Source organism: Saccharopolyspora endophytica (assembly GCF_018070075.1).
GTDB lineage: Bacteria > Actinomycetota > Actinomycetes > Mycobacteriales > Pseudonocardiaceae > Saccharopolyspora > Saccharopolyspora endophytica.
The window spans coordinates 255,320-279,008 of record NZ_JAGPXE010000006.1; the positions used below are offsets into that span (position 1 = coordinate 255,320).

21 protein-coding genes are annotated in these 23,689 nt (G+C 65.6%); 9 read left to right on the forward strand and 12 right to left on the reverse strand.

The window, feature by feature from the left end:
- The first annotated feature begins 25 nt into the window (after nucleotides 1–25).
- The 8 genes from KBO27_RS16590 (at nucleotide 26) to KBO27_RS16625 (ending at nucleotide 9,201) form a co-directional block, all read left to right on the forward strand.
- Nucleotides 26–1,156 (forward strand): acyl-CoA dehydrogenase family protein, encoded by a 1,131-nt coding sequence (locus KBO27_RS16590; RefSeq protein WP_210970893.1) that lies wholly within the window; start codon nucleotides 26–28, stop codon nucleotides 1,154–1,156.
- Entirely contained in the window at nucleotides 1,153–2,337 is a 1,185-nt protein-coding gene (locus KBO27_RS16595) for a CaiB/BaiF CoA transferase family protein (RefSeq protein WP_210970894.1), read from the forward strand. Before KBO27_RS16590 ends, KBO27_RS16595 begins: the two co-directional genes overlap by 4 nt.
- A 178-nt stretch (nucleotides 2,338–2,515) precedes the next feature.
- On the forward strand, nucleotides 2,516–3,613 hold the full coding sequence (locus tag KBO27_RS16600) for a glycoside hydrolase family 88 protein (RefSeq protein WP_246537435.1): 1,098 nt from the start codon (nucleotides 2,516–2,518) through the stop codon (nucleotides 3,611–3,613).
- Nucleotides 3,614–3,656: 43 nt separating this feature from the next.
- Nucleotides 3,657–4,814, forward strand: coding sequence for a GAF domain-containing sensor histidine kinase (locus KBO27_RS16605; RefSeq protein WP_210970895.1), 1,158 nt, complete (start codon nucleotides 3,657–3,659; stop codon nucleotides 4,812–4,814).
- On the forward strand, nucleotides 4,814–5,449 hold the full coding sequence (locus tag KBO27_RS16610; protein WP_210970896.1) for a response regulator: 636 nt from the start codon (nucleotides 4,814–4,816) through the stop codon (nucleotides 5,447–5,449). Before KBO27_RS16605 ends, KBO27_RS16610 begins: the two co-directional genes overlap by 1 nt.
- A gap of 65 nt (nucleotides 5,450–5,514) precedes the next feature.
- Nucleotides 5,515–6,351 (forward strand): AMP-binding protein, encoded by an 837-nt coding sequence (locus tag KBO27_RS16615; protein ID WP_281420794.1) that lies wholly within the window; start codon nucleotides 5,515–5,517, stop codon nucleotides 6,349–6,351.
- Nucleotides 6,352–6,711: 360 nt separating this feature from the next.
- Nucleotides 6,712–8,025 (forward strand): MFS transporter, encoded by a 1,314-nt coding sequence (locus KBO27_RS16620; protein WP_210970898.1) that lies wholly within the window; start codon nucleotides 6,712–6,714, stop codon nucleotides 8,023–8,025.
- 558 nt (nucleotides 8,026–8,583) lie between these two features.
- Nucleotides 8,584–9,201, forward strand: coding sequence for a transposase family protein (locus tag KBO27_RS16625; protein WP_307870448.1), 618 nt, complete (start codon nucleotides 8,584–8,586; stop codon nucleotides 9,199–9,201).
- 963 nt (nucleotides 9,202–10,164) lie between these two features.
- Here KBO27_RS16625 and KBO27_RS16630 read toward each other — a convergent pair.
- From KBO27_RS16630 to KBO27_RS16665, 8 genes are all read right to left on the reverse strand, one after another.
- The gene (locus tag KBO27_RS16630) at nucleotides 10,165–11,292 is read right to left on the reverse strand and encodes a mandelate racemase/muconate lactonizing enzyme family protein (RefSeq protein WP_210970899.1); all 1,128 of its coding nucleotides are present in this window, start codon (nucleotides 11,290–11,292) and stop codon (nucleotides 10,165–10,167) included.
- Between the two features lie 94 nt (nucleotides 11,293–11,386).
- A complete protein-coding gene (locus KBO27_RS16635) occupies nucleotides 11,387–12,091 on the reverse strand; it encodes a gluconate 2-dehydrogenase subunit 3 family protein (protein WP_210970900.1) in 705 nt (234 codons plus the stop codon).
- 31 nt (nucleotides 12,092–12,122) lie between these two features.
- On the reverse strand, nucleotides 12,123–13,790 hold the full coding sequence (locus tag KBO27_RS16640; RefSeq protein ID WP_210970901.1) for a GMC family oxidoreductase: 1,668 nt from the start codon (nucleotides 13,788–13,790) through the stop codon (nucleotides 12,123–12,125).
- A 19-nt stretch (nucleotides 13,791–13,809) separates the two neighbouring features.
- Nucleotides 13,810–15,471: a GMC family oxidoreductase gene (locus KBO27_RS16645; protein ID WP_210970902.1), complete on the reverse strand. Its 1,662-nt coding sequence runs from the start codon at nucleotides 15,469–15,471 to the stop codon at nucleotides 13,810–13,812.
- A complete protein-coding gene (locus KBO27_RS16650) occupies nucleotides 15,471–16,052 on the reverse strand; it encodes a gluconate 2-dehydrogenase subunit 3 family protein (RefSeq protein ID WP_210970903.1) in 582 nt (193 codons plus the stop codon). The genes KBO27_RS16645 and KBO27_RS16650 overlap by 1 nt, the downstream gene beginning before the upstream one ends.
- A 98-nt stretch (nucleotides 16,053–16,150) precedes the next feature.
- Entirely contained in the window at nucleotides 16,151–16,717 is a 567-nt protein-coding gene (locus KBO27_RS16655) for a type 1 glutamine amidotransferase domain-containing protein (protein ID WP_210970904.1), read from the reverse strand.
- The gene (locus tag KBO27_RS16660) at nucleotides 16,718–17,419 is read right to left on the reverse strand and encodes a cysteine hydrolase family protein (RefSeq protein ID WP_210970905.1); all 702 of its coding nucleotides are present in this window, start codon (nucleotides 17,417–17,419) and stop codon (nucleotides 16,718–16,720) included.
- 109 nt (nucleotides 17,420–17,528) lie between these two features.
- On the reverse strand, nucleotides 17,529–18,269 hold the full coding sequence (locus KBO27_RS16665; protein ID WP_210970906.1) for a FadR/GntR family transcriptional regulator: 741 nt from the start codon (nucleotides 18,267–18,269) through the stop codon (nucleotides 17,529–17,531).
- Nucleotides 18,270–18,544: 275 nt separating this feature from the next.
- Here KBO27_RS16665 and KBO27_RS16670 point away from each other — a divergent pair, with 275 nt between their 5' ends.
- Nucleotides 18,545–19,450 (forward strand): SMP-30/gluconolactonase/LRE family protein, encoded by a 906-nt coding sequence (locus KBO27_RS16670; RefSeq protein WP_210970907.1) that lies wholly within the window; start codon nucleotides 18,545–18,547, stop codon nucleotides 19,448–19,450.
- A 598-nt stretch (nucleotides 19,451–20,048) separates the two neighbouring features.
- Here KBO27_RS16670 and KBO27_RS16675 read toward each other — a convergent pair.
- From KBO27_RS16675 to KBO27_RS16690, 4 genes are all read right to left on the reverse strand, one after another.
- Entirely contained in the window at nucleotides 20,049–20,504 is a 456-nt protein-coding gene (locus KBO27_RS16675) for a nuclear transport factor 2 family protein (RefSeq protein WP_210970908.1), read from the reverse strand.
- Between the two features lie 22 nt (nucleotides 20,505–20,526).
- Nucleotides 20,527–21,312: an enoyl-CoA hydratase/isomerase family protein gene (locus tag KBO27_RS16680; RefSeq protein ID WP_210970909.1), complete on the reverse strand. Its 786-nt coding sequence runs from the start codon at nucleotides 21,310–21,312 to the stop codon at nucleotides 20,527–20,529.
- Nucleotides 21,313–21,326: 14 nt separating this feature from the next.
- Nucleotides 21,327–22,409 (reverse strand): acyl-CoA dehydrogenase family protein, encoded by a 1,083-nt coding sequence (locus KBO27_RS16685; protein ID WP_210970910.1) that lies wholly within the window; start codon nucleotides 22,407–22,409, stop codon nucleotides 21,327–21,329.
- Between the two features lie 136 nt (nucleotides 22,410–22,545).
- Nucleotides 22,546–23,688, reverse strand: a complete 1,143-nt coding sequence (locus tag KBO27_RS16690; protein WP_210970911.1) for an acyl-CoA dehydrogenase family protein — start codon at nucleotides 23,686–23,688, stop codon at nucleotides 22,546–22,548.
- Nucleotide 23,689: the final 1 nt, after the last annotated feature.

Below are 23,689 nucleotides of genomic sequence, written 5' to 3' on the forward strand. Positions count from 1 at the left end.
GACTACACCGTTGAGGAAGAGGACGATGGAAACCGAGTACGACGATTTCCGCGCAAGCGTGCGAAGCCTTGCAGCTGACAAGATCGCACCCTATGCCGCCGACGTGGACGAGAAGGAACGCTTCCCCGAGGAAGCATGGGCCGCTCTGCGTGCGGCCGACCTTCCGGGGCTGCCCTACGATGAGAAGTTGGGTGGCTCCGGGGCAGATCTTCTGTCGCAAGTGATTGCTGTAGAGGAAGTGGCCGCGGCCTGCGGTAGTTCAGCACTGGTGCTGCTGGTGAATTGGGCCGGTACTTCCACTGTGGTCAGTCATGGCTCGGACGAGCTGAAGTCGTTGATCGTACCGAAGGTCGCCTCCGGTGAGGCCGGGGCCGCGTGGTGCATGACCGAGCCCACTGTTGGATCGGACCTGTCCGGGATCAGGACTTCTGCGACACGTCAAGGCGGCGACTGGGTCCTGAACGGCCAGAAGCGTTTCATCAGCAATGCCCCGTGGGCGGAGTGGTACGCAGTCCTCGCCCGCTCCGGTGAAAATGACTTCGGTGTGTTCATGGTTCACCGCGACGACACTGGCGTGTCCTTCGGCCCGCACGAGAAGAAGATGGGAATGCGTGGCAGTCCGACCGCGGACGTGATCCTGGACGACTGCCGGATCCCCGCAGTACGTGTGGTGGCTGACCCGATGCAGGGGTATCAGTACATCAACGGCGAGTTGAACGTCAGCCGTGCGTTGATCGCAGCCCAGGCTCTGGGTATCGCACAGGGTGCGTTCAACGCCGCTGTCGCTTACACCAGCGAGCGCGAACAGTTTGGTCAGCCGCTGTCGCGCTTCCAAATGCTGCGCGGAATGGTCGCCGACCTCGCAGTGAAGGTTTTCTCCGCTCGGGCACTGCTGTACGAGGCGGTTGCGCTGATCGTAGCGGGAGATCCGCGTGCCCGGGCTCGGATTTCGATGGCGAAGCTGCTCTGCAGTGACAACGCCATGGCGGTGACCACGGATGCGGTCCAGTTGTACGGCGGATACGGCTTCACCCGTGAGTACCCAGTGGAGCGCATGATGCGAGATGTCAAGATCACCCAGATCTACGAAGGAACCAATCAGATCCAACGGCTGGTCATCGCGAAGGACGTTTACGCTCGGCAGGTGCGGTCATGAAGCGGGCATTGGAGAGCGTACGGGTTCTCGACCTGGGTGAGGTCCTGCAGGGGCCGATCGCGGCTCAGGTGCTCGGTGACTTCGGGGCTGAGGTTATCAAGATCGAGCGCGGGATCAACGGCGACATCACACGCACTCTCGACCGCGCGGCAATCGAGGCAGGGGAACCGGCCTCCTATTTCGTTGGGGTGAACCGGAACAAGCGGAGCGTCTCACTCAATCTCAAGACGCGTGAGGGAATGGCGACCCTCCATCGTCTGCTGGAACAGGCGGACGTGCTGCTGCATAGCTATCGTCCCTCGGCGGTACGTCGCATGGGACTGTCCTATGAGGAGTTGGCTGACAAGTACCCGGGACTGGTGTACGCCTCGGCGACCGGGTTCGGGGAGAGCGGACCGTACGCGCACAAGGCGGGCCAGGACATGTTGGCGCAGTCGCTGAGCGGCATGGCTCGTACGGTCGGCGACCCCACCCTGCGTGCACACCTCATGCCCGTTCCGACTGTCGACTACGCCTCGGGCATGGCCCTGGCGCAGGGCGTACTTGCGGCGTTGTACGAGCGTGAGCGATCTGGGCTCGGACAGAAGGTCAGCGTCAACCTGCTGGACACTGCCTTGGCGCTGCAGACATTGGAGAGCGCGTCGTTGCTGATGTACGAGCGGGAAACGAATTGGGTGACCGACTGGTACAGCGGCATTTTCGAGACCCGAGATGGCATGGTCACTGTGCTGGGCCTGTTCCGGGACAACGCCCTGCGCCTGGTGTGCAAGGCCCTCGGAGTGGACGATTTGAGCCGTCGGCCAGAGTTTGCCACTGCAGATCTGCAGGCTCGCAACAAGGAGCAAGCCAACGAGGTGCTACGGGGAACCGTAGAGGAAATGACCACAGAGGACGCCATCCAGCGGTTCGACTCGGTCGACCTGTTGTCCGCGCCGCTACTGACTCTGCGCGAGGCACTGCAGCACCCTCAAGTGCTGGAGAACGGCATCATCACTGAGGTGGAAACCGGCGGGCACAGGTCCACCCGAATTCTCGGCAACCTGGTCAAGCTTTCTCGCACTCCGGCGACAGTCCGTCGCGGAGTACCTGCTTTGGGCGAGCACACGGAGTCGGTGCTGCGAGAGTCGGGATTCACCGATGTGGAGATCGCGGAGCTGCGTGCGAGCGGGGCGGTGCCGTGACAGTGACCAACGAGTTTTCGAGGGTTGTCCAGATGCGGAAGGCTTTGGTGCTCAAGAAAGTTGACACTGATCCTTTCGGACGCGAGAAACAGGGGCAGCAAGAACCTTGCTTGCGGTACACGGGGAAGCCGGAGCGGGCTAAAGGGATCGCATCATGAGGGGCAGCACCGTGCACGAGATGACCACAACGAACATGCTGTCACGTATCCGTGGCACCCTGGTTGATCCCGTCATCGGGTTTCCGCACTACGCCGACACCGGAACCGGACAGTGGACGACCACTTCGGACGGCTTCTGGACCGGCGGTTTCTGGGGCGGTCTTCTTGCCCTGGCTTCCGTGCAGAGTGGTGATCAGAAACTCATGGGCGGGGCCGAGGAAGTCGCCACGCAACTCACGGCGCGCGCTACCTCGGATACTGCATTCCGGGGGTTTCTGTTCTTCTTCGGAGCAGGGGTTGCGCACCTGGTTGGTGAGAGTGACCGTGCGCGCGAGGTGGCGTTGGCGGGGGCCGAAGGGCTGGCTGCTAGTTTCAATCACAACGCCGGGCTGATCCCGTTGGGGCTGCAAGCGGAGGAGGCCGATGCGGTCGGTTCTGGAGCCGCGAACATCGATGCGGTTCCAGGCACCGTGGCACTGCTGGCCTGGGCGGCTCGCGAGACCGGTCGGCAGAGCTTTGCCGATATGGCTCGTGCCCACGCACGTCGGCATGTCGAGTACTGCTTGCGTGAGGACGGCTCGGTGTGCCAATCGGCGGAGTTCGACCCGCGGGATGGGACGCTGGTTCGCCGTTACACCCACAAGGGCCTTTCCGATGGCAGTACGTGGGCACGTGCTCAGGCTTGGGCGATGCTTGGTTTCGCTCAGGCCGCGCACTGGGTGGACGCGGAGCTTGCTGAGCCTGCAGTCACCGCGGCGGACTGGTGGATCGAGCACCTGCCCGCGGGTCGTGTCGCGACCTGGGATTTCGACGCGGGGCCGGACGCCCCACGGGATACCTCGGCGACCGCGATCGCCGCAGCCGCGTTACTGAGGCTCGCTGACTTGGTTCCGTCACGGCCGCATTATCGTGACCATGCTGCGTCCATGGTGGCCACCCTGTGCCAGTTCGTGACTCCCACGGAAGTTGGTGACCAGCGAACTTCCGGAATGCTCACGTCGGGATGCTTCGATCCGAAGAGGGGTGTTGCGACCGATGCCGAGCTAGTCTGGGGAGACTACTTCTTGTTCGAGAGCCTGCTGTCTTTACAAGGAGTGATCATCCCTACCGCTCTGTAGTTGGACGGGCGGATTGTGTTTGCAGCTCAATGAGGAGACTGCCATGAACGGTGCACCAGACGCCGGCGTCGATGTCGTGCTCGATCAGCTGGCGCTGCAGCATGCGGAACTGCTCGTGCTGTCCGAGAACTCGGTGGCGATGAAGTCGATCGCACGCCGGATCCGGGAGCTGGGTCACTTCGACATGTCGCTGGTAGGACGACTCGAGGCGGATCGGCGCATGGTGCACCGCAGCTGGCATGGCACGCAGAGCCCGGCACTGCACAGGCTGGTCGTGCCGGAAGGGATAGGGCTAGGCGGAAAGAGTATCGAGCTGCGCAGGCCGCTGTGGGTGCGCGACTATCGGACCTCCGATTCGATCACGCACGAGTTCGACGACTTGGTGGCGCAGGAAGGCCTGCGCGCCATGGTCGCGGTCCCGATGATCTACGGCGGGAATGTTCTCGGCGCGATCTACGCCGGTGTTCGGCAGGAAGTCTCGTTCGGCGACCAGATCGTGGCCAGGCTGGAGGAGGCCGCCAAGGCGGCCTCCGTCAGCATGGTCAGCTCACAAAGGGCGAAGATTCAAACCGGAGTCGCGGTGGACGCCGAACGTCGCAGGATGGCGGCGGACCTCCATGACTCGGTAAGCCCAGTGTTGTTCCGTATCGGCGCGGAGCTGCGAAGCCTGCGCTCGATGGAAGATCTCAGCCGAATCCGGGACCGCATCGACGAGGTCGCGAGCCAGGTCGCCTCGGTGAGCGCACTGTTGCGGAACTCGCTGGCCGACCTGAGCGAGCATCCGCCGGACCGGCAGCTCGCGGTTTCCTTGCAGGAGGATTGTGAAGCGTTCCAGGAGCGTACCGGGATACCTGCCTCCTACGTGGCGCTCGCCGAGATCCCAGATTTGCGGCCCGGGCGACCGGAGGCGTTGAGCAGCGTTGTGCGCGAGGCGCTGGTCAACATCGAGAAGCACGCGCAAGCCTCCACGGTCGTAGTGAGTGTGGTGGTCGCAGGCGGACAGTTGGTCGTCGCCACTGCCGACGACGGGCGAGGGCGCTGCGGCGTTGACCCGGCCAAGCCCGGACATCTGGGCTTGGCGCTGTCGGCGCAGCGCATGGAGCGGGTCGGAGGCGGCGTGTCCATCATCGAGAACGAGGACGGTGGCACGACCGTGCGCGCCTGGGTGCCGTGCACAGATGAGAATCGGGCGGACGACTGATGACTGACGCGACACCCATCCGAGTTCTCGTGGTCGATGACCACCCGGTCATTCGTGGCGGAGTCGAGTTGCTCGCTGCCCAGGATCCCGTCATCACAGTGGTGGGCAGCGCCAGCACTGGTCACGAAGCGATCCGGTTGGTACAGGAGGTGCCGGCCGAGGTAATCCTGCTTGATCTGAGGTTGCCGGACATGCCTGCCCCCGAGCTGGTGACGGAGCTGAGGCGAATTGTTCCCAAGGCGAAGATCCTGTTGTTCACTGCGTTCGCTGACCACGGTGCAATCGACGTGTTGCTCGATGCCGGCGCGGATGGCTGCCTGGTCAAGGACATCACGGGTGTCGACTTCTCTACGGCTGTCCGTCGTGTGGCACGTGGAGTCCGTGTCATCGATCCGCGGCTGGCTGGACGACACGCCTCGGCCACACCTGAGCTGCTGTTTCACGTAGGCCTGACCAGACGCGAGTATGACGTTCTGCGACTGGCTGCGATGGGGCATAGCAATCCCGAGATCGCCGAGCGTCTCCTTCTAGCTCGTAACACGGTCAAGACCTACCTCCAAACGGCGATGCAGAAACTCAATGCACGCAACAGGGTCGAGGCCATTGCCAAGGCGCATGAGGCACGGCTTCTGTAGCTGCGGCTGAATGCATGTCCGGCGGCCCGTCGCGCACCTTGTGTGCGACAAACGCGAGGTGGATTATGTCGATTACTGCAAAGTTCCGGTCGTCCGTAGACAGGTGGCGAGATCGGACCGCCATGGTCTATTCCGGGCCAGATGGTGTCCGCTGCTTGACTTTCGGTCATTTTGCGGACCGTTCGCGGCGATTTGCCGTGACCCTGGCCGAACTCGGGATTACATCGGAGCACTCGGTTGCTATCCACCTTGCATCGATACCGGAATGGTGGGAGGTCGCAGCCGGATCAATTCGCGCTGGAGTTCCGTTTTCAACAGTGCCGCCGGGACACTCGCTGAGCGATTGGGTGAACTTCACCCGCGCCGAGGTGGTCATCGTCGAACGCGAGGCGCTTAAGGAGGCGGTAGCACTTCGTGAAGAGGGGTCGGTTCGGTTCGTAATACTTGTCGAAGAGATGCCGCAGCCTGATACATTGCGTTATCAGACCATGCTGTTCCTGGCCGATCCTGACGGGTGTGTCGATTCGGCACCCGACACTCAGGCCCAGGTGGTGCTGCTGGATGAGAACGGCACTCGTGATCCGGCGCAACTCGACCTCGATGCGTCAGTACTCGGACTCGACCAGTTCGACCGCGAAGAGGCCGATCTGCACTGGAATCTTGTACCACGTCACCAGGCAACAGGAGTTTTGCTCGGTCTGCTGGAGCCGTGGTCGGCAGGTGCGGCAGTACTGGTCGATGGTTGCGGCAGCGATGTCGAGCAGGTGCTGAGCCGATTCCCAGTGACAACGGTGTCTGCTCAGAGGTCCTTCTTCTTTGCAAGAAACTCGGTTGCCGGCAACTCGGTGCGCAACGTCTTGGTGGTCGACCCTCAGCCGTCCATCAGCACGCAGAAACCCTGACACCACCGTTCTGATCTGCGCATCCATTCTCGCTCCAAGCCTCTCGTCGGGGTTCCTCGACTTCCCTCAATTTCACGTGCGCGGTCACAGCTGGTGTTGGGGAGGGCGATTGTGGGATCAAAAACGTTCTGCTCCGGGGATTTGCCGACGATCTCACTGCGGAACCGGACGTTCCTGTAAGCACTTGAGGTGTTTCAGTATTCCGAAAGCTAAACTAACTAACCTTCGTCCACAGCCGCACCACGTTGCAAGAACGAGTGGAATCCGCGACCTCTCCAGGTGGAGGTACCGGCATCTTCTGAAGACGCAGAGGCTGTTGTCTCGAAAAGAAACTGTCGATGCTCACCTTGAGGAACAACGATGTCCTTGATCTCACGTAGCGGTAAGGTAGGTTTTGCCAGCGCCGTGGGTACCACGGTTGAGTGGTACGATTTCTTCATCTACGGCACTGCGGCCGGACTTGTGTTCAACAAGCTGTTTTTCCCGGAGTTCGACGCGCTGATTGGCACATTGCTGTCGTTCGCAACGTTTTCCGCAGCCTTCGTTGCTAGGCCTATCGGAGGCGTGATCTTCGGTCATTTCGGCGATCGGCTAGGCAGAAAGTCGATGCTCGTGCTCACGCTGAGCATCATGGGCGCGACCACGTTTGCAGTCGGCGTCCTTCCCAGCTACCAGACGATCGGGGTGGCAGCACCGCTTATTCTGGTCTCGCTCCGCTTCATCCAAGGACTTTCGCTAGGGGGTGAGTACGGTGGCGCGGTATTGATGGCGGTGGAGCACGCGCCGCCCGGGCGGCGCGGCTACTACGGCAGCTGGGTGCAGATGGGTGTTCCGACGGGCCTGATGCTCGGCAATGCCGTGTTCCTCGCCTTCGGCGCGATGGATCCCGTTGCATTCATGGCGTGGGGTTGGCGGATGCCGTTCCTCATCGGCGGTGTGTTCGTGGTGAGCGGTCTGATCGTGCGGCTGAAGCTCGGCGAGAGTCCGGAATTCGACCAGGTCAAGCACGAAAAAGATGTAGTGCGGCTCCCGATCGCGGTGGTGCTGCGGAAGTACCCGAAGGAACTGCTGCTCACTGGCGGCGCTTACCTGTCGATCGGTGTTACATTCTACTTGACTACCGTGTTTGGGCTGAGCTACGGCGCGCAACAGTTGGGGTTCAGTCGCAACGAGATGCTGTGGATCGTGCTCGGTGCGATGGCCTTGACCTTTATCATGCTCCCGCTCTTCGGTGCGCTGTCAGATCGGCTCGGGCGGAAGCTGGTCTTCGGTGGGGGCACCATCGCGATGGGACTGCTCGCGTTTCCTTGGTTCTGGCTGCTGAACACGGGATCCTTCGTCTGGGCCTTGGTCGCTTACCTGCTGATTTGCACCGGTTTCGCTGCAGCGTTCGGGCCGTTGGCCGCATTTTTCGCCGAGGCATTCGAACCCAAGATCCGCTACTCCGGGATCTCGTTCGGCTACACACTGGGAACGTTGGCCAGCAGCGCACTCGCTCCGATCATCGCCACGTGGCTGCTCGATCGCACGGGCGGTTACTCCGCTATTGCCTGGTACATGCTCGGGACCGCGGTCTTGTCGCTAGTTTGCGCTCTGGCTCTCCGGACGAGGTACACCTCAGATGCGGATGAGGCAGTTACGACCGTGACCAGGCCATTTCAGGCCGCAGAGTAAGCACCGCGGTGTTGAAGCCCGGTCGTAGCTAAACGTCGGTGTTAAGTGCCCCGTCCCAGCATCGGACCGAGGAGGTATGGCCCAGTCGTCGAGATCATCGCCACCACTAATGCGAGGGTCTCGGCGTTGGTGCCAACTATGCGCAGCAACGGCAAAGTAACGTCGGACCCGCGAGACAACACCGGCCAGAACGCTGTCGGCGATGGATGAATCCTACTCCGGATCTAGAACGGGTGCCTCTGGCAGATTCGTAGGATCTGTGCGAATAGCCAGCCGACCAGGATGGCGGCCGTCGCCGGCATCCAATGTAGAGATTTACTTCGTGGCGTGACTCGGCGAATTTCGGATGCGGTTGCCTTGCTCGTAGGACGACAGATGCTGAGGTTCTGGGCCGGTGTATCCGGGTTCTGGTAACAGCGTGCACAGGGCAGCGATACGTTTTCACTGAGGTGATCTCAGTGGATTGGGGGTGTTGAGAGTGTGAGGAGATGTGGGCGTGGGGGTCCTGGTAGAAGAAGGTCTCACCACAAGATCATCTTCACAGAGCCAGGACCCCACGTGATCACCTATCGTGCCAGCCTCGACGTCACCAACGAACTCGCCCTCTACCTCTCCGGACTCTTGAATGCCGAGCGAGCGCGTCGCGGCACCGGGCGAGGACGCCGCGCGTTGTCGACGTTCAAGCAGGCCGTGCTGGGGCTGCGGTGGTTCCGTGATCGCACCGCCATCCCCGCACTGGCCCGCGACAACGACATCTCCGGCGCCACCGGCTACCGCTACATCGACGAGGTCATCGAGGTGCTGGCCGCCCAAGCCCCCGACCTGCACCACGCACTACGGCAGGCCAAAACCGACGGCGTCGCCTACGTCATCCTCGACGGGAAACTGTTCTTCTGCGTCCGGCTCGGCGAGAAAGCCACCAGCGTCAAAGACACCACGATCGACCGGTGGTACTCCGGCAAACACCACCGCCAGGGCGGCAACATCCAAGCCGTGACCACACCAGACGGTTTCCCGATCTGGGTCTCACCCGTGGAACCCGGCTCAGTCCACGACATCACCGCCGCCGAACACCACACCCTCGGCACCCTCTACTGGGACGCCTCCCAACTCGACCTGCCCACCCTCGCCGACGGCGGCTACCAAGGCACCGCCGCGGAGTGCACACCGGGCTGATACGCCGTTCTCGACGTCGGATCCGGCGGCAGAAGCGACGGCCGCAACTCCCGCACCCCTCCTTGAACACCGCCATGCTTCGCTGCCGATCCGTTCCGCGTTCACATGCACCGACATCGTCGGCCACTCCGCCAGCAATTCACGGAGCTCCGGTTGCACGGCTCCACCACCGCGCCCTTCGTCGGCCGCTGATACCGCGACGGCCCGTCGGAAGCCAATGCTCGCCGCACCGTGTTCAGCAGGACTCCAAGGCCGGCGCGCGACCGCTGGAATCGGCATCACCTCATACCGATGCAGACTTCGGATTTCTGCCGTCCCAGGCTGATCACTCCCCGTGAGTCAGAGGGCGGGTCCATTTTCGCTCGCCCGCACTGGTTCAGGATTCATCTGTCAGCGAAACAGGGCTTTGGCGGCTTCGGGTGGTTGCGGTGGAGTAGTGAGCTCATGCATTGGTGCGCCCATCTCCGGTGTTAGTGGCAAATGTTGCGTTCGAAGGGTTCCTCGCGGGTGTCGGTCGCGTCGTCGGTAATCGAGCAGCGATGCCAGCCCCAGGGCGATGGATTTACAGCGGCGAGAGTGCGGCATCCACGAACAGCGGACGTTGGGACACCTCGACCCGCTGGCGGGTCGCAGAGCTCAGTGGGCGCGGAAACGATCGGCATGCCGAGATCGCGACCGGCTCGATGACGTCGTAAGCGGCTAGTGGGGGTAAACGGGCACTGTGCACCTGCGTCCACTGACATGTCGACCTCGGGCTCGCGGGGCACGCTAACCATGCCAAGGATGGCGGCGTCCGGAATAAGCTCGGGCAGCTCGGCATGGATGCCACCGTATCCCGCGGGTCAGCGTGAGCTCGACGACGCGGACACCCGCCCGGTAGACCAGCTCCGCGACGTCGGGAAGCTGGCTCGCGGATGTGGTCGGACCTCGCGATGACCTCGTGCTGGCCGGACAGGCGGGCACTCATGCTGTGGTAACCGCGAAGCGCTGGTAGGCGTCCGGGCTGAGGTCGACGCCGATACCGGGAGCGTCGGAGGCGGTCACGTAGCCGTCCCGCACCTTCAGCGGGTTCTGCAGCAGTCCGTCCCAGCCCGGGCCGCCGTAGGCGTCGACCTCGATGAGCGGCGCGTTCTCGCACGCCAGGATCAGGTGCAGTCCGGCCGCGAGCGCGATGCCCGTCCCGGAGGAGCACGCGATGTGGGGCACGCAGGTCAGGTTCCAGGTACTGGCCAGGTCCGCCACCCGCTTGGCTTCCGAGATACCGCCGACGCTGGTGCAGTCCGGCTGGACGACGTCGAAGGTGCGGCGGGTCAGCAGGTCGATATATTCGAAGCGGGTGAGCAGCGACTCGCCTCCGGCCAGCCGCAGTGCAACCCGGTCGGCGAGCCAGGAGTGGTCGTCCACGTACTGGGTCAGGCTGCGCGACAGGATCGGCTCTTCGAGCCAGGCGACGTCGAGGGCCTCCAGTTCGCGCGCGAGCCGCAGGGCACCGCGGCGGTCGTAGGACATGTTGGCGTCGACCATGAGATCGACGTCGGGCCCCACCGCGTCGCGCACCGAGCCCACCAACTCGACTGCCTGCCCCAGTTCCTCGGTTGCTCGCAGCTTGATCGCGCTGAACCCGTCCGCCACCGCCTTGCGGCATTCCTCGACGATCTCGGCGGTCGGTTTGAGCGAAGGCGCGAAGTAGGCGCGGACTCTGGGTTTCGAGGCGCCCAGCAGCCGGTACACCGGCTGGTTGGCGATCTTGCCGAGCAGGTCCCACAGCGCGATGTCCACGCCACTGATCGCGTAGGTCTCGATGCCGCGACGACCCCACATGTGCGTCGCGTCGAGCATCTGCTGCCACAGCGCACCGATGTCGCGGGGGTCCTTGCCGATGAGCATCGGCGCGAGCTGGGAGTTGATGATCGGCCCTACGGTGGGGAAGTACTCTGCCGAGAAGCCGGCCTCGCCGACTCCCTCGAGCCCCTCGTCGGTCGTGATCCGGACGACGATCCCGCCCTTGACGTGGACGGCCATGGCCCCCCAGCGCAGCTCCTCCTCGAGCGGAGAGCCGAGCGGCGTCGCAGAGACACCGGTGATTCGCATGTATCGAGCTCCTTGTTTCGCGTGGCGGAGACCGCCTAGCCGGGCGATGTGTCCAGGACGCGCCCCGCCCGGCGGTGGGAGGGTGCTCCCGGCGCTAGCCGGCGGACCGCTCTTTCAGCTGTGGGACGAGCACGTGCCAGTCGTACTCCGGTACGAAGTACTCGGTCGTGCTGTACGTGCCGTCCATGGTGTCCTGGAGCGACTTCGGCCCGGGGAAGCCGATCGTGCGCCAGCCCATCCGGTCCTTGTTCCCGCCGTACACCGGATCGCAGTAGAAGCCCTGCCGCACGTGCAGGCACAGCGCGTCGAAGAAGGGCAGGCCCTCGTCGAAGCACCCCTGGAGGAAGGTGCCGACCGCTTCGGTCGTGCCTAGCGTGACCGGTTTCGGTTTCGGCTCTCCGGAGAGGATTTCTAGTACACTGTCCTGTTCGGACTCGGCGAGTGCCTTGAACCGATCGCCGAACTCCCGCTCCGCGATCGTGTCCAGTTCGACGATGCCGTCGCGATAGATCTGCTGCATGTCGGTCATCCGGGCCCGCCACGCGTCGGCGAACTTGCCGGTGAGCTTGAGGAACCCGCTGCCGTCCGCGGCGGCGAAGACGTAGTCGGTGCCGGAGAGGTAGCGGTCGAGGAACACGATGACCCGGGCTTCGCGCGCACCGGGGTCGTGGTCGGTGGGAATGATCCGGGCGGCGGCTGCCTCGATGGTCTCCCAGCCGTGTTCGGTGAAGAAGAGCCGCTCGTCGGAATCGGGATCGACCGGTGCGCCGACGATCTCCCAATCGGCCTTGAGAGTCATGACCGCACTCCTTTCTCGTTCTGGGTGGAATTCAGCCGACCTTGATCCGCTCTTCGCGGCCCTTGGCGTAGACCTGGGTGATGTAGTCGCAGGCGCGCCACGCGTTGGCCATCATGGTGAGCGTCGGGTTGACCCCCGTCGAGCTGGGGAAGCCGGCGCCGTCCACCACGAAGAGGTTGTCCACGTCGTGGCTCTGGCACCATTCGTTGAGCACCGTCGTCGCCGGGTCGGTACCCATCCGCGCGGTGCCGTGCTGGTGGCAGGTGTTGCCGGTCATCCGCTGCAGGTACACCGGAATCGTCTTTCGCGCCCCAGCCGCCCGCAGGATCTCGGCGTTCTTGTCCACCTGCCACTTGCTCATCGCGACGTCGTTGGCGTGCGGCTTGTGCGTGATCCGCGCGACGGGCAGGCCCCAGGCGTCCTTGACCGTCGGATCCAGGTCGACCCGGTTCGCCTCGACCGGCATGTCGTGCAGGATCGCGCCGATCTTCATGGCGAAGCTGAAGTAGTCGCGGTCGGCGTCCTTCATCCCCTGGCCCCATGTCGGACGGCCGGGGAACACCATGTTGATCGGGTGGCAGGTCTGCGAGGCCGAGATCAGGCAGCCACCGATGTGCCCGCGGTCCTCGTCGGTCTCGTAGAACTCGAACGTGCCACCGCTGATGTAGTTACCCGTCCAGCCGTACAGCGGGTCGTCGATCTCCTGGTCGAACAGGCCCACCGCGAACACGTACTCGTGGAAGGTCGCGTTCTTGCCGACCTGGCCGCTGGAGTTGCCCAGTCCCTCGGGGAACCGAGGCGACCTCGACATCAGCATCAACCGCGCCGACTCGATCGCGCCGAGGCTCAGCACCACGATTCCGGCGTCCTGCTCCACCTCGTTGCCGTCCGGGTCGATGTAGATCACCCCCGTCGCCTTGCCGTCCTTGCCGACCTTGATCTCGCGGACGAAGGACTCCGCGCGCAGTTCGAAATTTCCTGTCGCCACCGCCTCCGGGATGAAGGTGGTCAGCGTGTTGGACCGCGCGGTGCTCGGGTCGCCGTACTGGTTCCAGAAGCTGGTGGTGTTGAAGGGATCCCGACCCTTGTGCTCGTTGGTGACCATCGCGTGCGGGATCGGGAAGCCGTTGATGCCAAGTTTGTTGCACGCCTCGTAGAACCGCTTGCCGAAGCGCGTCGGGCGCAGCGGTGCGCTCGGGTAGCCCTTGCTCCGGTACGGCTCGTACTTGTCGGCACCGGCGATGCCGGAGACGCCGAACTCCCATTCCACCTTGGTCAGGTAGGGCTCGAGGTGCTCGTAGCGGATCGGCCAGTCGGCAAGGTTCGCACCGTCGAGGTCGCCGTGCAGGGAACGCTGGAGGAAGTCCGACTCGCGTGGCCGTGGCACCCAACCCGCCCAGTGGTTGGTGCCGCCGCCGACCAGTTGTGGCGTGGGGGAGAAGGCGAACGGCTCGGCCACCGACTCCTCGTCGTGGCGCAGGGTGCGGGGGAACAGCTTCGGGTCCGGCCACAGGTAGTTGCGGTTGACGAACTTCAGCTCGTCGCCGGAGTAGTGCTCCTGCGCTCGCAGCCACGGGCCGCGGTCGAACCCGACGACCTTCATCCCCGCTTCGGACAGCACCTTGGCCGCCGTGCCGCCGGTCGCCCCCAAGCCGACAACGATCGCGTCGACGGGGTCCGGTTTCCTGGTGTGCGTCATGGTGTTCTCCTTTGCGGCCTTAGAAATCCGGCGCATCTGCGTTCGCGGGCGTCGTGGTCTGGGCGAGGATGTCGCCGTGCCGGCGGTTGATGTATTCCGCGCACCGCACGGCGACGGCCTGCAGGGTGCTGGTCGGGTTGACCGCGGCCCCCGTGGTCAGCGAGCTCGCGTCGGTGATGAACAGGTTGGGCACGTCCCAGGTTTGGTTCCATTTGTTGGTCACGGAATCCTCGGGGGTGTTGCCCATCCGGCAGGTGCCCATGATGTGCCAGCCCGGCGGCGGACCTTCGAGGCCGCCGATGCCGGTGCTCGCGGTGTCGATCACGCCACCGGCAGCGTCGGCGGCCTCGCGAGCTCGGCGCCTGCCCCACTCGATCAGCCGCCGGTCGTTCTCGTGCAGTTCGTAGTGCACGTGCGGGGCGGGAAGGCCGCTGGAATCCGTGACCTCGGGGTCGAGGGTCACCTGGTTGGTCCGCACCGGGAGGTCCTCACCCTGCACGTAGACCAGCGCGTGCCGGCCGAAGTGGTCGTTGAAGAACTTCCGGTGCCCGGCGCCCCACGGCGCGATGTTGCCGGTGTTGGTGCCCAGTGCGCTGTTCGCCGCGCCCAGCGCGGTGCCGACCTGCAGCGAGAAGCCGTTCACGAAACCGCGTGCGGGGTCGGTATCGTAGAACTGCTGGCTGTAGAGCACGGCGGGTTCCGGTCCCTTGAACCCTTCCAGGGGCTCGTCGAACCAGAAGTCCTCGAAGGACCAACTGTGGAACATCAGATGCGTGCCGACCAGCCCGTTGCGGTTGGCCAGGCCGTCCGGGTGTCCCTTCTGGGTGGACATGAGCAGCAGCCGTGGCGTGCCGATCGAGTTGGCGGCCACCACCACGATCCGCGCGCGCACCTCGTGCTGAGATCCGGTGGTCCGGTCGACGTAGGTCGCCCCGGTCGCGCGCCCGTTCTTCGCGTCGATCCGCTCAACACGGGCGTTGGTGCGCAGGTCGACACCGTTGCGCAGCGCCCTGGGCCAGTAGCTCACATCGGTCGAGGCGATCGCGTGCCGGGGACAGCCGCCTAGGCAGAAGCCGCAGTCGTTGCAGGGCAGTCGCGCGTCCTTCCGCTCGGTCAGGATCGCGTTGTCCGCGGGCCACCAGTGCCAGCCGAGCTTGTCGAAGCCCCGGCCCATCTTCTGCCCGACCTTGCCGCTGCGGTTGGCTGGGCCCCAGCCCTCGGGACGCGGCGGGTTACCGGGATCGCCGGTCCGCCGCGCGACCCCGATCTCGGCGTCGTTGATAGCGTAGAACGGCTCGAGCTCCTCGTAGCTGATCGGCCAGTCGATGGTTCCCTCGACGCCGTGCTCGGTGCCCTTGCGGAAGTCGACCGGCTTGAACCGCGGCCATGCACCGGCGTAGTGCAGCGTCGAGCCACCGACGCCGTTCATCAGCATCGGTTCGGTGTTCCCGGTGATCGGGTAGTCCTCGGGGAACATCCTGACGTTGGGGTGCCAGGACCAGGCGCGGTGGCGTTCGAGTTCCCAGCCGTCGTAGAAGTGCGGGTGATCCATCGGGTGTAGCCAGTCGCCCTGTTCCAGGCAGACGACCTTGATCCCGCGATCGGACAAACGCTTGCTCATAGCCGCGCCGCCGGCGCCCGCGCCGATCACCAGCACGTCGGTTTCGGTGCAGGCGGCCATCAGCTGGTCGCCTCCCGCAGGTGGGCAGGGACCTCGATGCGCCTAACCTCGGCGGTGCGCCGATACGAACCGCGCACCCGGGCGAGCAACTCGTCGTCCCAGTCGTCCATCACATCGGCGTAGCCGTAGGGCTGCGGGGACAGGCGGTAATCCCGGCCCGCCCGCAGTGAGCGGTTCATCGTGTGCACGACCGAGGGTCGCGAGTAGTAGGCGTAGTACACAACGTCCCGGAGGTGTCCGAAGAACTCGGGCTCGTCCCGCTCCAGTCCACTCAGGATGGCCACCCGGTCCGCCGAGGTGGCCTGGAGGAAGCCGTCACCCAGCCTTTCGAGCCGGTCCTTGAAGTCGTCCTCGCCGAGAAACGGGAACCATTTCGCGTCCTGCCCGGCGGGGGTGACGTACCTGGTGATGAACGAGAGGACATCGACGTCACTCGGCGGCGGAAAGTCGTCGCCGCCGGGGATGAACTCGTCGGCCACCGCGTTGAGCACCGCGCCTTGCCGTTCGGTCAGCCGGATCGGCGGGAGCCAGCCGCCAAGCGGTGGTTTGCCGCCGACGGCGGAAAGTTTGAGGTCCACCACGTGCCTGCTCCTTTGCATGACGTCCGTTTCCGTGGCGCGCCCGAGCCGGTCGACCCGGGCGCGCCCGTTGGTGGTGGGGAGGGCGTCGACCTGGAAGGTCAGTTCTTTTCGAGGTACTCGACGATTGCGCGGCCGAAGTCGGGCAGGTCGACCGGCGTGCGGGAAGTGATCACGTTCCCGTCGATGACTACCGGCTCGTCGACCCAGGTGCCGCCCGCGTTCTGCACGTCGTCCTTGATCGGCAGATATCCGGTGATCTTGCGACCCTTGGTAGCACCGGCGGAACAGAGCATCCAGCCGGCATGGCAGATCGCGGCGACCAGCTTGCCCGACTCGTAGGCGTCCCGGACCAGCGCGACCATCTCCGGGTGCAGGCGCATGTTGTCCGGCGCGAAGCCGCCCGGGATCACGACGGCGTCGAAGTCGTTCGTGGACACCTCGGCCGCGGCGGCGTCGACCTCCATCGGGTAGTGCTCTTTGCTGTCGTAGCTGCTCTTGGTGCCGCTGCCGATCACCTTGACCTCGGCGCCCGCTTCCTGCAGGCGCAGCCTCGGGTACCAGCCCTCGAGAATCTGGTACTCGTCTTCGATCAGCAGGGCTACGCGCTTACCGGAAAGCGACATGATTTCCCCTCTCGTCACGGGATTGGGTGTCTGCGGCGCCACTCAGGCGCCGATCATCCGCAGGAACTCGATGCTCGTGCGCACGTCGCCGTGGTTGGCGTGGATCTGGCGCAGCGCCTCCCAGTGCTGACCGAAGCCCAGCGGGTCCTCCTTGCCGGAGGGAATCGCGGCCGTGGTGTCCGCGAGCACGATCACCTTGTAGTCCTGGTTGGCGCCGTCGATCGCGGTGGCGATCTGGCAGTTACCGGTGGACAGCCCGGCCACCACCAGGGTGTCCGCTCCCGCCCGGCGCATGTACTCGTTCAGCGCGGTGCCGTAGAACGAGCTGAACCGGTGTTTGCGGAAGACCGGCTCGTCGTCGAGCGGCTTGAGGTCGTCGACCAGCTCGTCTCCGCCGTTGCCCCAGGCGCCGGGGAAGGTGGCCAGCTGGCCTTCGAGGCCCCACTTGGTGTCCGCGAACCCGGCGTCCTTGCCGTCAGGGCGCAGGCCCCACAGCGACCAGGCCACCGGGATTCCCTTGGCGCGGCAGGCTTCCAGGACGTTCTTCACAGGTTCGACGACGTCCTTGCCCTCGGGCGCGCCGCCAGTGCTCGGGATGTACATCGCACCGCCGGGCTCGGCGCAGGCCTTCTGCATGTCCAGGACGAGCAGCATCGTCTTCTTCGGGTCGATCGTCGGGGCGACCCAGTTCGACCGGTCGATCCACTCGTCGATGTGCTCGTAGGTGTACTTGAGCGACGACATTGTTGCTCCTTTTGTTTGCGACTGCAAATACCGTTCGCCGACCACTGGGTGGCAAGGGGAAATGAAACGGCGGTTGTGCTGTGTGGAAATGCGCTTCTGTGGGAGTGCCCTACCGGGCGGAATTCTCAACCGTCTCGGTGGCGGAGTCGAGGTGCTTCACGATTTCTCGCTCCACCTCACGAATGTGCTTGACCGCGGCACTCCTAGCTTCCCGGACGCTCCGGTCGAGAATGGCGGCCACGATCCTGCGGTGGCTGTTGTGTGCGGATTCGCGCCGTCCGGGTAGTTGGATGACGCGATGCGAGTAGGTGATGAACAGGGGCATGATGCTCTCGTAGACGCGTTCCCAGATCCGGTTCTTCGTGGCTTTCACGATGGCTCTGTGCAGTTCCGCGTCCAGTTTTACGAAAGCGTCGTTGGACAGGCTGGGGTTGCCGGCCTCGTCGAGTATCCGCTGCAACTCCTTCGCCTCGTCGTCGGTAATGCGCTTGGCGGCCATCCCGGCGGCATCCCGCTCGAGGGAAAGGCGTGCTTCGAACAGTTCCGGCACGGTGAAGTCGTCGAACAGCAGCAGCTCGGACAGCATGGGCACGGGTTTCGTGTTGCTGACCACGAAGACGCCGATCCCGTGGTCGGTGCGGAGCAGGCCGTTGGCCTCCACGAGGCGTAGCGCCTCCCGCATCGAGCTGCGACCGACACCGAACTGTTCGGCCAGGGTGCGTTCCGGGGGCAGCTTGTCGCCGGGCTGGTACTGGCCCTGCTCGATCAGCTGTTCCAGTTGCGCCGCCACCGAATCGGATACCTTCAGGCGCCGGACCGGCTCGATGTGCCGGTTGCCGCGGTCAGTCATCTTCGCAACCTATCTCGGGACCGAGCTCCCTGTCCCGCTTCGTGAGCGGGGGAGTGGTCAGGTGGTCTGAACAGTAGGCAGGCCCGCCGGATGCTGTCAAGCGCTCCATCAGATCCGGTACCTTCGTGTTTTCCGTTGTCGCACAAGGAATATCTCCGTGACCTGCGGGCGTGGCCCGGTCCGGCGGAGCTCGGAGGACGGCTCTCTTGACAGCTCCGGAAGCGCGATTAGAGTTCAGACCACCTGACCACTGCTGCGAAGGGATCGCGCCACATATGACCGACGGCGGACTGCTGGAGATCCGGGATGAGCGCCTGCGCGAGCTCGTGGTGGACGAGCCGCTGGTCTGCCTGGAAACCGGATTCAGGTTCATCGAAGGCCCCGTGTGGCATCAGGCCGAGCGGCATCTGGTGTTCAGCGATATCCAGGCCGACCGGATGTATCGCCGGTCCGCGGCGGGGGAGCTGACCACGTACCGGCGGCCGAGCCGGATGGCCAACGGGAACGCCTACGACGGTGCGGGCCGGCTGCTTACCTGCGAGCACGCGACCAGCAGGCTGGTGCGCGAGGAGGCCGATGGCACGCTGACCGTGCTCGCCGAAAGTTACGACGGCCGGGAGCTGAACAGCCCGAACGACGTCGTCGTGGCCAGGGACGGCACGATCCTGTTCACCGATCCGGCGTACGGGCGCGGTGCTCCCCACGGTGTGCCGCGCGACCCGGAGCTCCCGTTCCGCGGCGTCTACCGCGTCGACCCGGGCACCGGTGAACTGTCCTTGCTGGCAGAAGATTTTGACGGTCCCAACGGGCTCTGTCTCTCGGCGGACGAGCGGTACTTGTTCGTCAACGACACCGAGCGCCGGCACATCCGTCGGTTCGGCTTCGACGGCCGGAACCTCACCAGTGGTGCGGTGTGGGCCGAGGTGGCCGGCCATGGCATCGGCGTGCCCGACGGCATGAAGGTGGATTCCGCGGGAAACCTCTACTGCACCGGGCCTGGCGGGATCCACGTTTTCGATGCCGAGGCGACCTGCCTGGGCGTCATCCGGGTGCCCGAAGATCCGGCGAACTTCGCGTGGGGGGAGCGTGATCTGCGCTCGCTCTACATCTGCGCCACGACCTCGCTCTACCGGTGCCGGACGAAGTTTCCGGGACTCGCGTCGGCGACGTCATCCACCTGAGCAAGCTCGGCTCAACCGGATTCGTTGAGGAAACCGACCGCCGCACGCCGGACCACATCACCGACGCTCGACGATGCGAGGTCCGTCGCCGCCGATCAGCTGGTCTGCGCGGGCCAGCAGCTCCACCGCCACGTGGCCGCCCTATTGCGCCGTCCAGGCCAGGTCTCCCGCGTCGATATGCCCCCACCGCGCCAGCACCGGGCTTCTGCCGTCGCGCGCGGCCGCCGCACCATCGCGTGCCAGTGCTGCGCCGCCCGCGAGCGCTTCCCGGAAGACGGTACTCCCGCACCGGCACGACCGAGCGGTGAGCAGTGGACCGTGCTGGCGCGTCGCCGCGCTGACGGTGCGCGCCCGGGGGTTTCTGCCGGGTTTATCGGACGGACTGGGGCAGGTCGCGATGCTCCGCCGACGCCGCTGCTGGTCGTCGCGGCGGTGTGTTTCCGGGCGGCCGGGCGGGCTGCGTTGGCACGAGAAACAGTCATTGGCGGAAGACCTGGCCTGGCTGGTGGTTGCCGGCCGGCCAGGTACGGTCCGAGCCCACGATCACGACGCGTGGGTTGCGCAGTGCGCTGGCGTCGCGCAACGAGGCCACCGGCACTCATGGCCGGTCTGGGGTTGATCTGTCGCTCATCCTTCCCGGGTTCGCGGCGTGGAAACGCGGGTCCTCGTCGTACGGGTAGTCGCGCAGGCCTACCGCGGGGTTGTCCGGGTCGTAGGTCCAGTACTGCCGGATCTGCCGGATTCGCCCGTCCGCGAACTCGTAGTGCTCCGACCCCCGGACCGCCACGGTCTCGCCGTCGCCCGGCACGAGCATCGTCCATTCGATCGCCGCCGCGTGCTCGTCTCCCACGTACGTGTCGACGTGCCAGGTGGCGCCGCCCGAGCGGTCTCGCACCTTCGCGAAGAACGCGGCGATCGCCTCCGCGCCCCGGATCGGGCGGTGGTTTGTGTCGTAGACGACGGCATCGGGGCAGAAGGATCCTGCGACCCCTGCCACATCACCTCGGCTGCAGGCCGCGAAGTAATCGCGAACCAGCACCTCAGGGTCACTCACTGGGTCTCCCTCGCCAGGTCGGTCATCGTGCCCGCCACACCGGTTCCCGCTTCTCGACGAACGCGCGCACGCCCTCGACACGGTCCTCGCTGGTGTACGGGTTCGGGCCCACCGACAGGCGCAACGCGGCCGCCAGCGGCAACTCGGCCCCCTTTCCGATCATGGCCTTGTACCGCCGAACGGTCAGCGGGGCGTTGGCGACGATCCGGTGACAGAGGTCGAGCGCCTCGTCGGCCAACCTCTCCCCGGGGACGACGCGGTTGACCAGTCCACAGCGCCGCGCTTCTTCAGCGGAGATCAGCTCGCCCAGGTACAGCAGCTCGTAGGCGATGCCCCGCGGCACGATCCGCGGTAGCAGCTGGCAACCGAAGTTCGCGCCCATGCCCCGTTTCGCCTCCGGCAGCCCGATCCGGGCGTGCTCGGCGGCGATCCGCATGTCGCAGGCGAGCGCGATCTCGCAGCCGGCACCGGCGGCGGCGCCGTTGATCGCTGCCACCGTCGGTTTCGCGCATTCGAGCACGGTCTCGAAGACGTTGCGCGCCGTCCCGGCCATCGGCATCGCCATCGGCCGCCCTGCCTCGTCGGAGTCGCGTGCCTCCTTGAGGTCGACGCCTGCCGAGAACGCTCGGTCGCCGCTGCCGGTGAGCAGCACGGCCCAGACGTCATCGTCGGTGCTGAAGCCGTCGAACGCCGCGATTAGGTCCGCGCTCAGGCCGGTGCTGAGGGCGTTGAGCCGCTCCGGCCGATCCAACGTGACGTGGGCGATCCGGTCGGTGGTCTCGACCGACAGCCCGTTGTCTGTGCGCATTGAATCTTGTCCTCTCAGCAGTCGGCGACCAGGCCGGTGGTGATGCGCGGCCACAAGCCGTCCGCGCCGAGGGCGGCGATGCGGTGGCCCAGCCGGGAGCTCCAGTAGCGTTCGCTGCCGAACTCGTCGCGCCAGGTCCACAGCCGCCTGCTCAGCTGGCCCAGCTCGTACTCCCTTGTCATGCCGATGGCTCCGTGGGCCTGGTGAGCGAGCTTCGCCGCCGCGCTCGCGGCCTCGCTGGCCACCAGCTTCGCGGTGGCGACGTCGAAGAACGCGGGATCCGACTCGGTGTTGCGGGCCGCCACCTCGGTTGCAATCCGGGCCGACTCGGCCTGCTCGGCAGTCCGGACCACGTGGTGCTGCACCGCCTGGAACCGCGCGATCGGCCTGCCGAACTGCTCCCGCTCGTTGGTGTAGCGCACGGTCAGGTCGGTCACCCGCACCAGTGCGCCGGAGATCAGCGCGGCCCGTCCGAGCGCCCCTCGTAGCCACAGCGTTTCGTCGGTGACGTTCTCAGGCGCGGGGGCGACGGAGTCATCGGCGAGCGCCAGATCGTCGAGAGCGACGCTGTCGCGAGGCTCGCCCGCCAGGTTGTGCCCGGAGGTGATGCTCGCGGCTGCGACGGGCACGGAGAGCACGAACCTCTCGGTGCCCCGAGGTGCCAGCGCGACCACGAGCTCGGCCGCGCCCGCCCACGGCACCCGGTGCAGGCGGCCCGACACCCGCCACCGGCCGGGGCCGCCGGTCAGCTCGATCTCATCGTCCGGGCGGCCGACGGCGACGGTGGCTGGTCCCGCGGGCAGTTCGAGCCCAGCGGCCGCCAGCGCCCAGCAGGCGAGCAACCCGGTTTCGGCGATCGGGACGGGCGCGGCGTACCGGCCTGCGACCTGCAGCACCGTGCACGCGTCGGCCACGCTGCCCCCGGAACCGCCGGATTTCTCGGGCACCGACACGAGCGGGAAACCGGCCTCGGTGAGCGCCTGCCACATCTCGGCGGACCAGCCGGTCTCCTCCGCCTCCCGGACGGTCTCGGGTGGGCACAAATCCCCGAACAGGTCGGTGGCGACCTCGGTGAGCAGCGCAGCATCGTTGGTCATGACCGGTCCGCCTTCAGCTCCGACTCTCCGAGGTGCACAGTCGTTGTTGCGTTCGGCCGGATCTCGCGTTTCGAGCTTTCCGGTGGCCGTTTTACGTCATGTTCCCCTGATGTGCGGTTTCGCCGGGATGCAGGCGTCATGATCGAAGTCCTTTCGCCGCGACGGATCGGAGCACTTCGGTCGTGCCGCCTCGGAGGGTGAACGACGGCCCGGTGAGGATCGCCTGGGAGAGCAACTGCTCGAACAGCGAACCCCGCTGCGGATCGAGTTCGGTGTCGGCCGCTTTCCGCAACACCTCGATGACCTCCTGCTCAAACGTCGTCCCGATGTCCTTCACCAGCGCGGACTCGATCGCGGGGGCACCACCGCGGTCGATCGAGCGCGCCACTGACAGCGACATCTGCCGGATCGTCCAGTAGCGCGCGGTCAGCCGGCCGACCAGCTCGGCATCGGCCGGGCTGAGCTCGCCGGCGGCGCGCAGCCGTTCGCGGACGTACTCCCGGAACGGGGTGAACGGGCTCATGTAGCGGTCGGGACCGGACCGCTCGTAGGCCAGTTCGGAGGTGACCTGATTCCACCCGGACCCGACCTCGCCGAGCACCATGTCGTCCGGGACGAACACACCGTCCAGCAGGACCTCGTTGAAGTGGTGCGTCCCGTCCAGGAACGGGATGGGGGAGATCTTCACCCCGGGCGCACTCAGGTCGACGATGAGCTGGCTCAGCCCGGCGTGCCGGTCCCCGGTGTCCGCTGAGGTGCGCAGCAGCACCGCGAAGTAGTGGTTGTGGTGGGCCCCGCTGGTCCAGATCTTGGTGCCGTTGACGAACCAGCCGCCCTCGGTCTTCGTGGCCGTCGTGCGCACCGAAGCGAGGTCCGAACCGGACTCGGGCTCACTCATACCGAGGGAGAACCAGCACTCCCCGGCGCAGATCTTCGGCAGGAATCGCTGCCGCTGCTCCTCGGTGCCGAAGCGCAGCAGCGTGGGCCCGGTCTGCCGGTCCGCCACGAAGTGCGCGCCGAACGGGGCTCCTGCGGCGAGCAGCTCTTCTATGACGACGAACCGGTCGACGGCGGATCTCCCGTGACCCCCGTACTCCGGTGGGATCGCCATGCCCACCCAGCCCCGCTGGGCGAGCTTGAGGGAGAACTCCGGGTCGTGGCCGGCTGCCATGCCCAGCCCCGGCCGGTGGTCGGGCGGCAGCTCTGCGGCGAGGAACTCGCGGACCTCGGCCCGCAGCTCCTCCTCGGCGCGGGTGAGCGCGGTCGGAACGAACTCCATG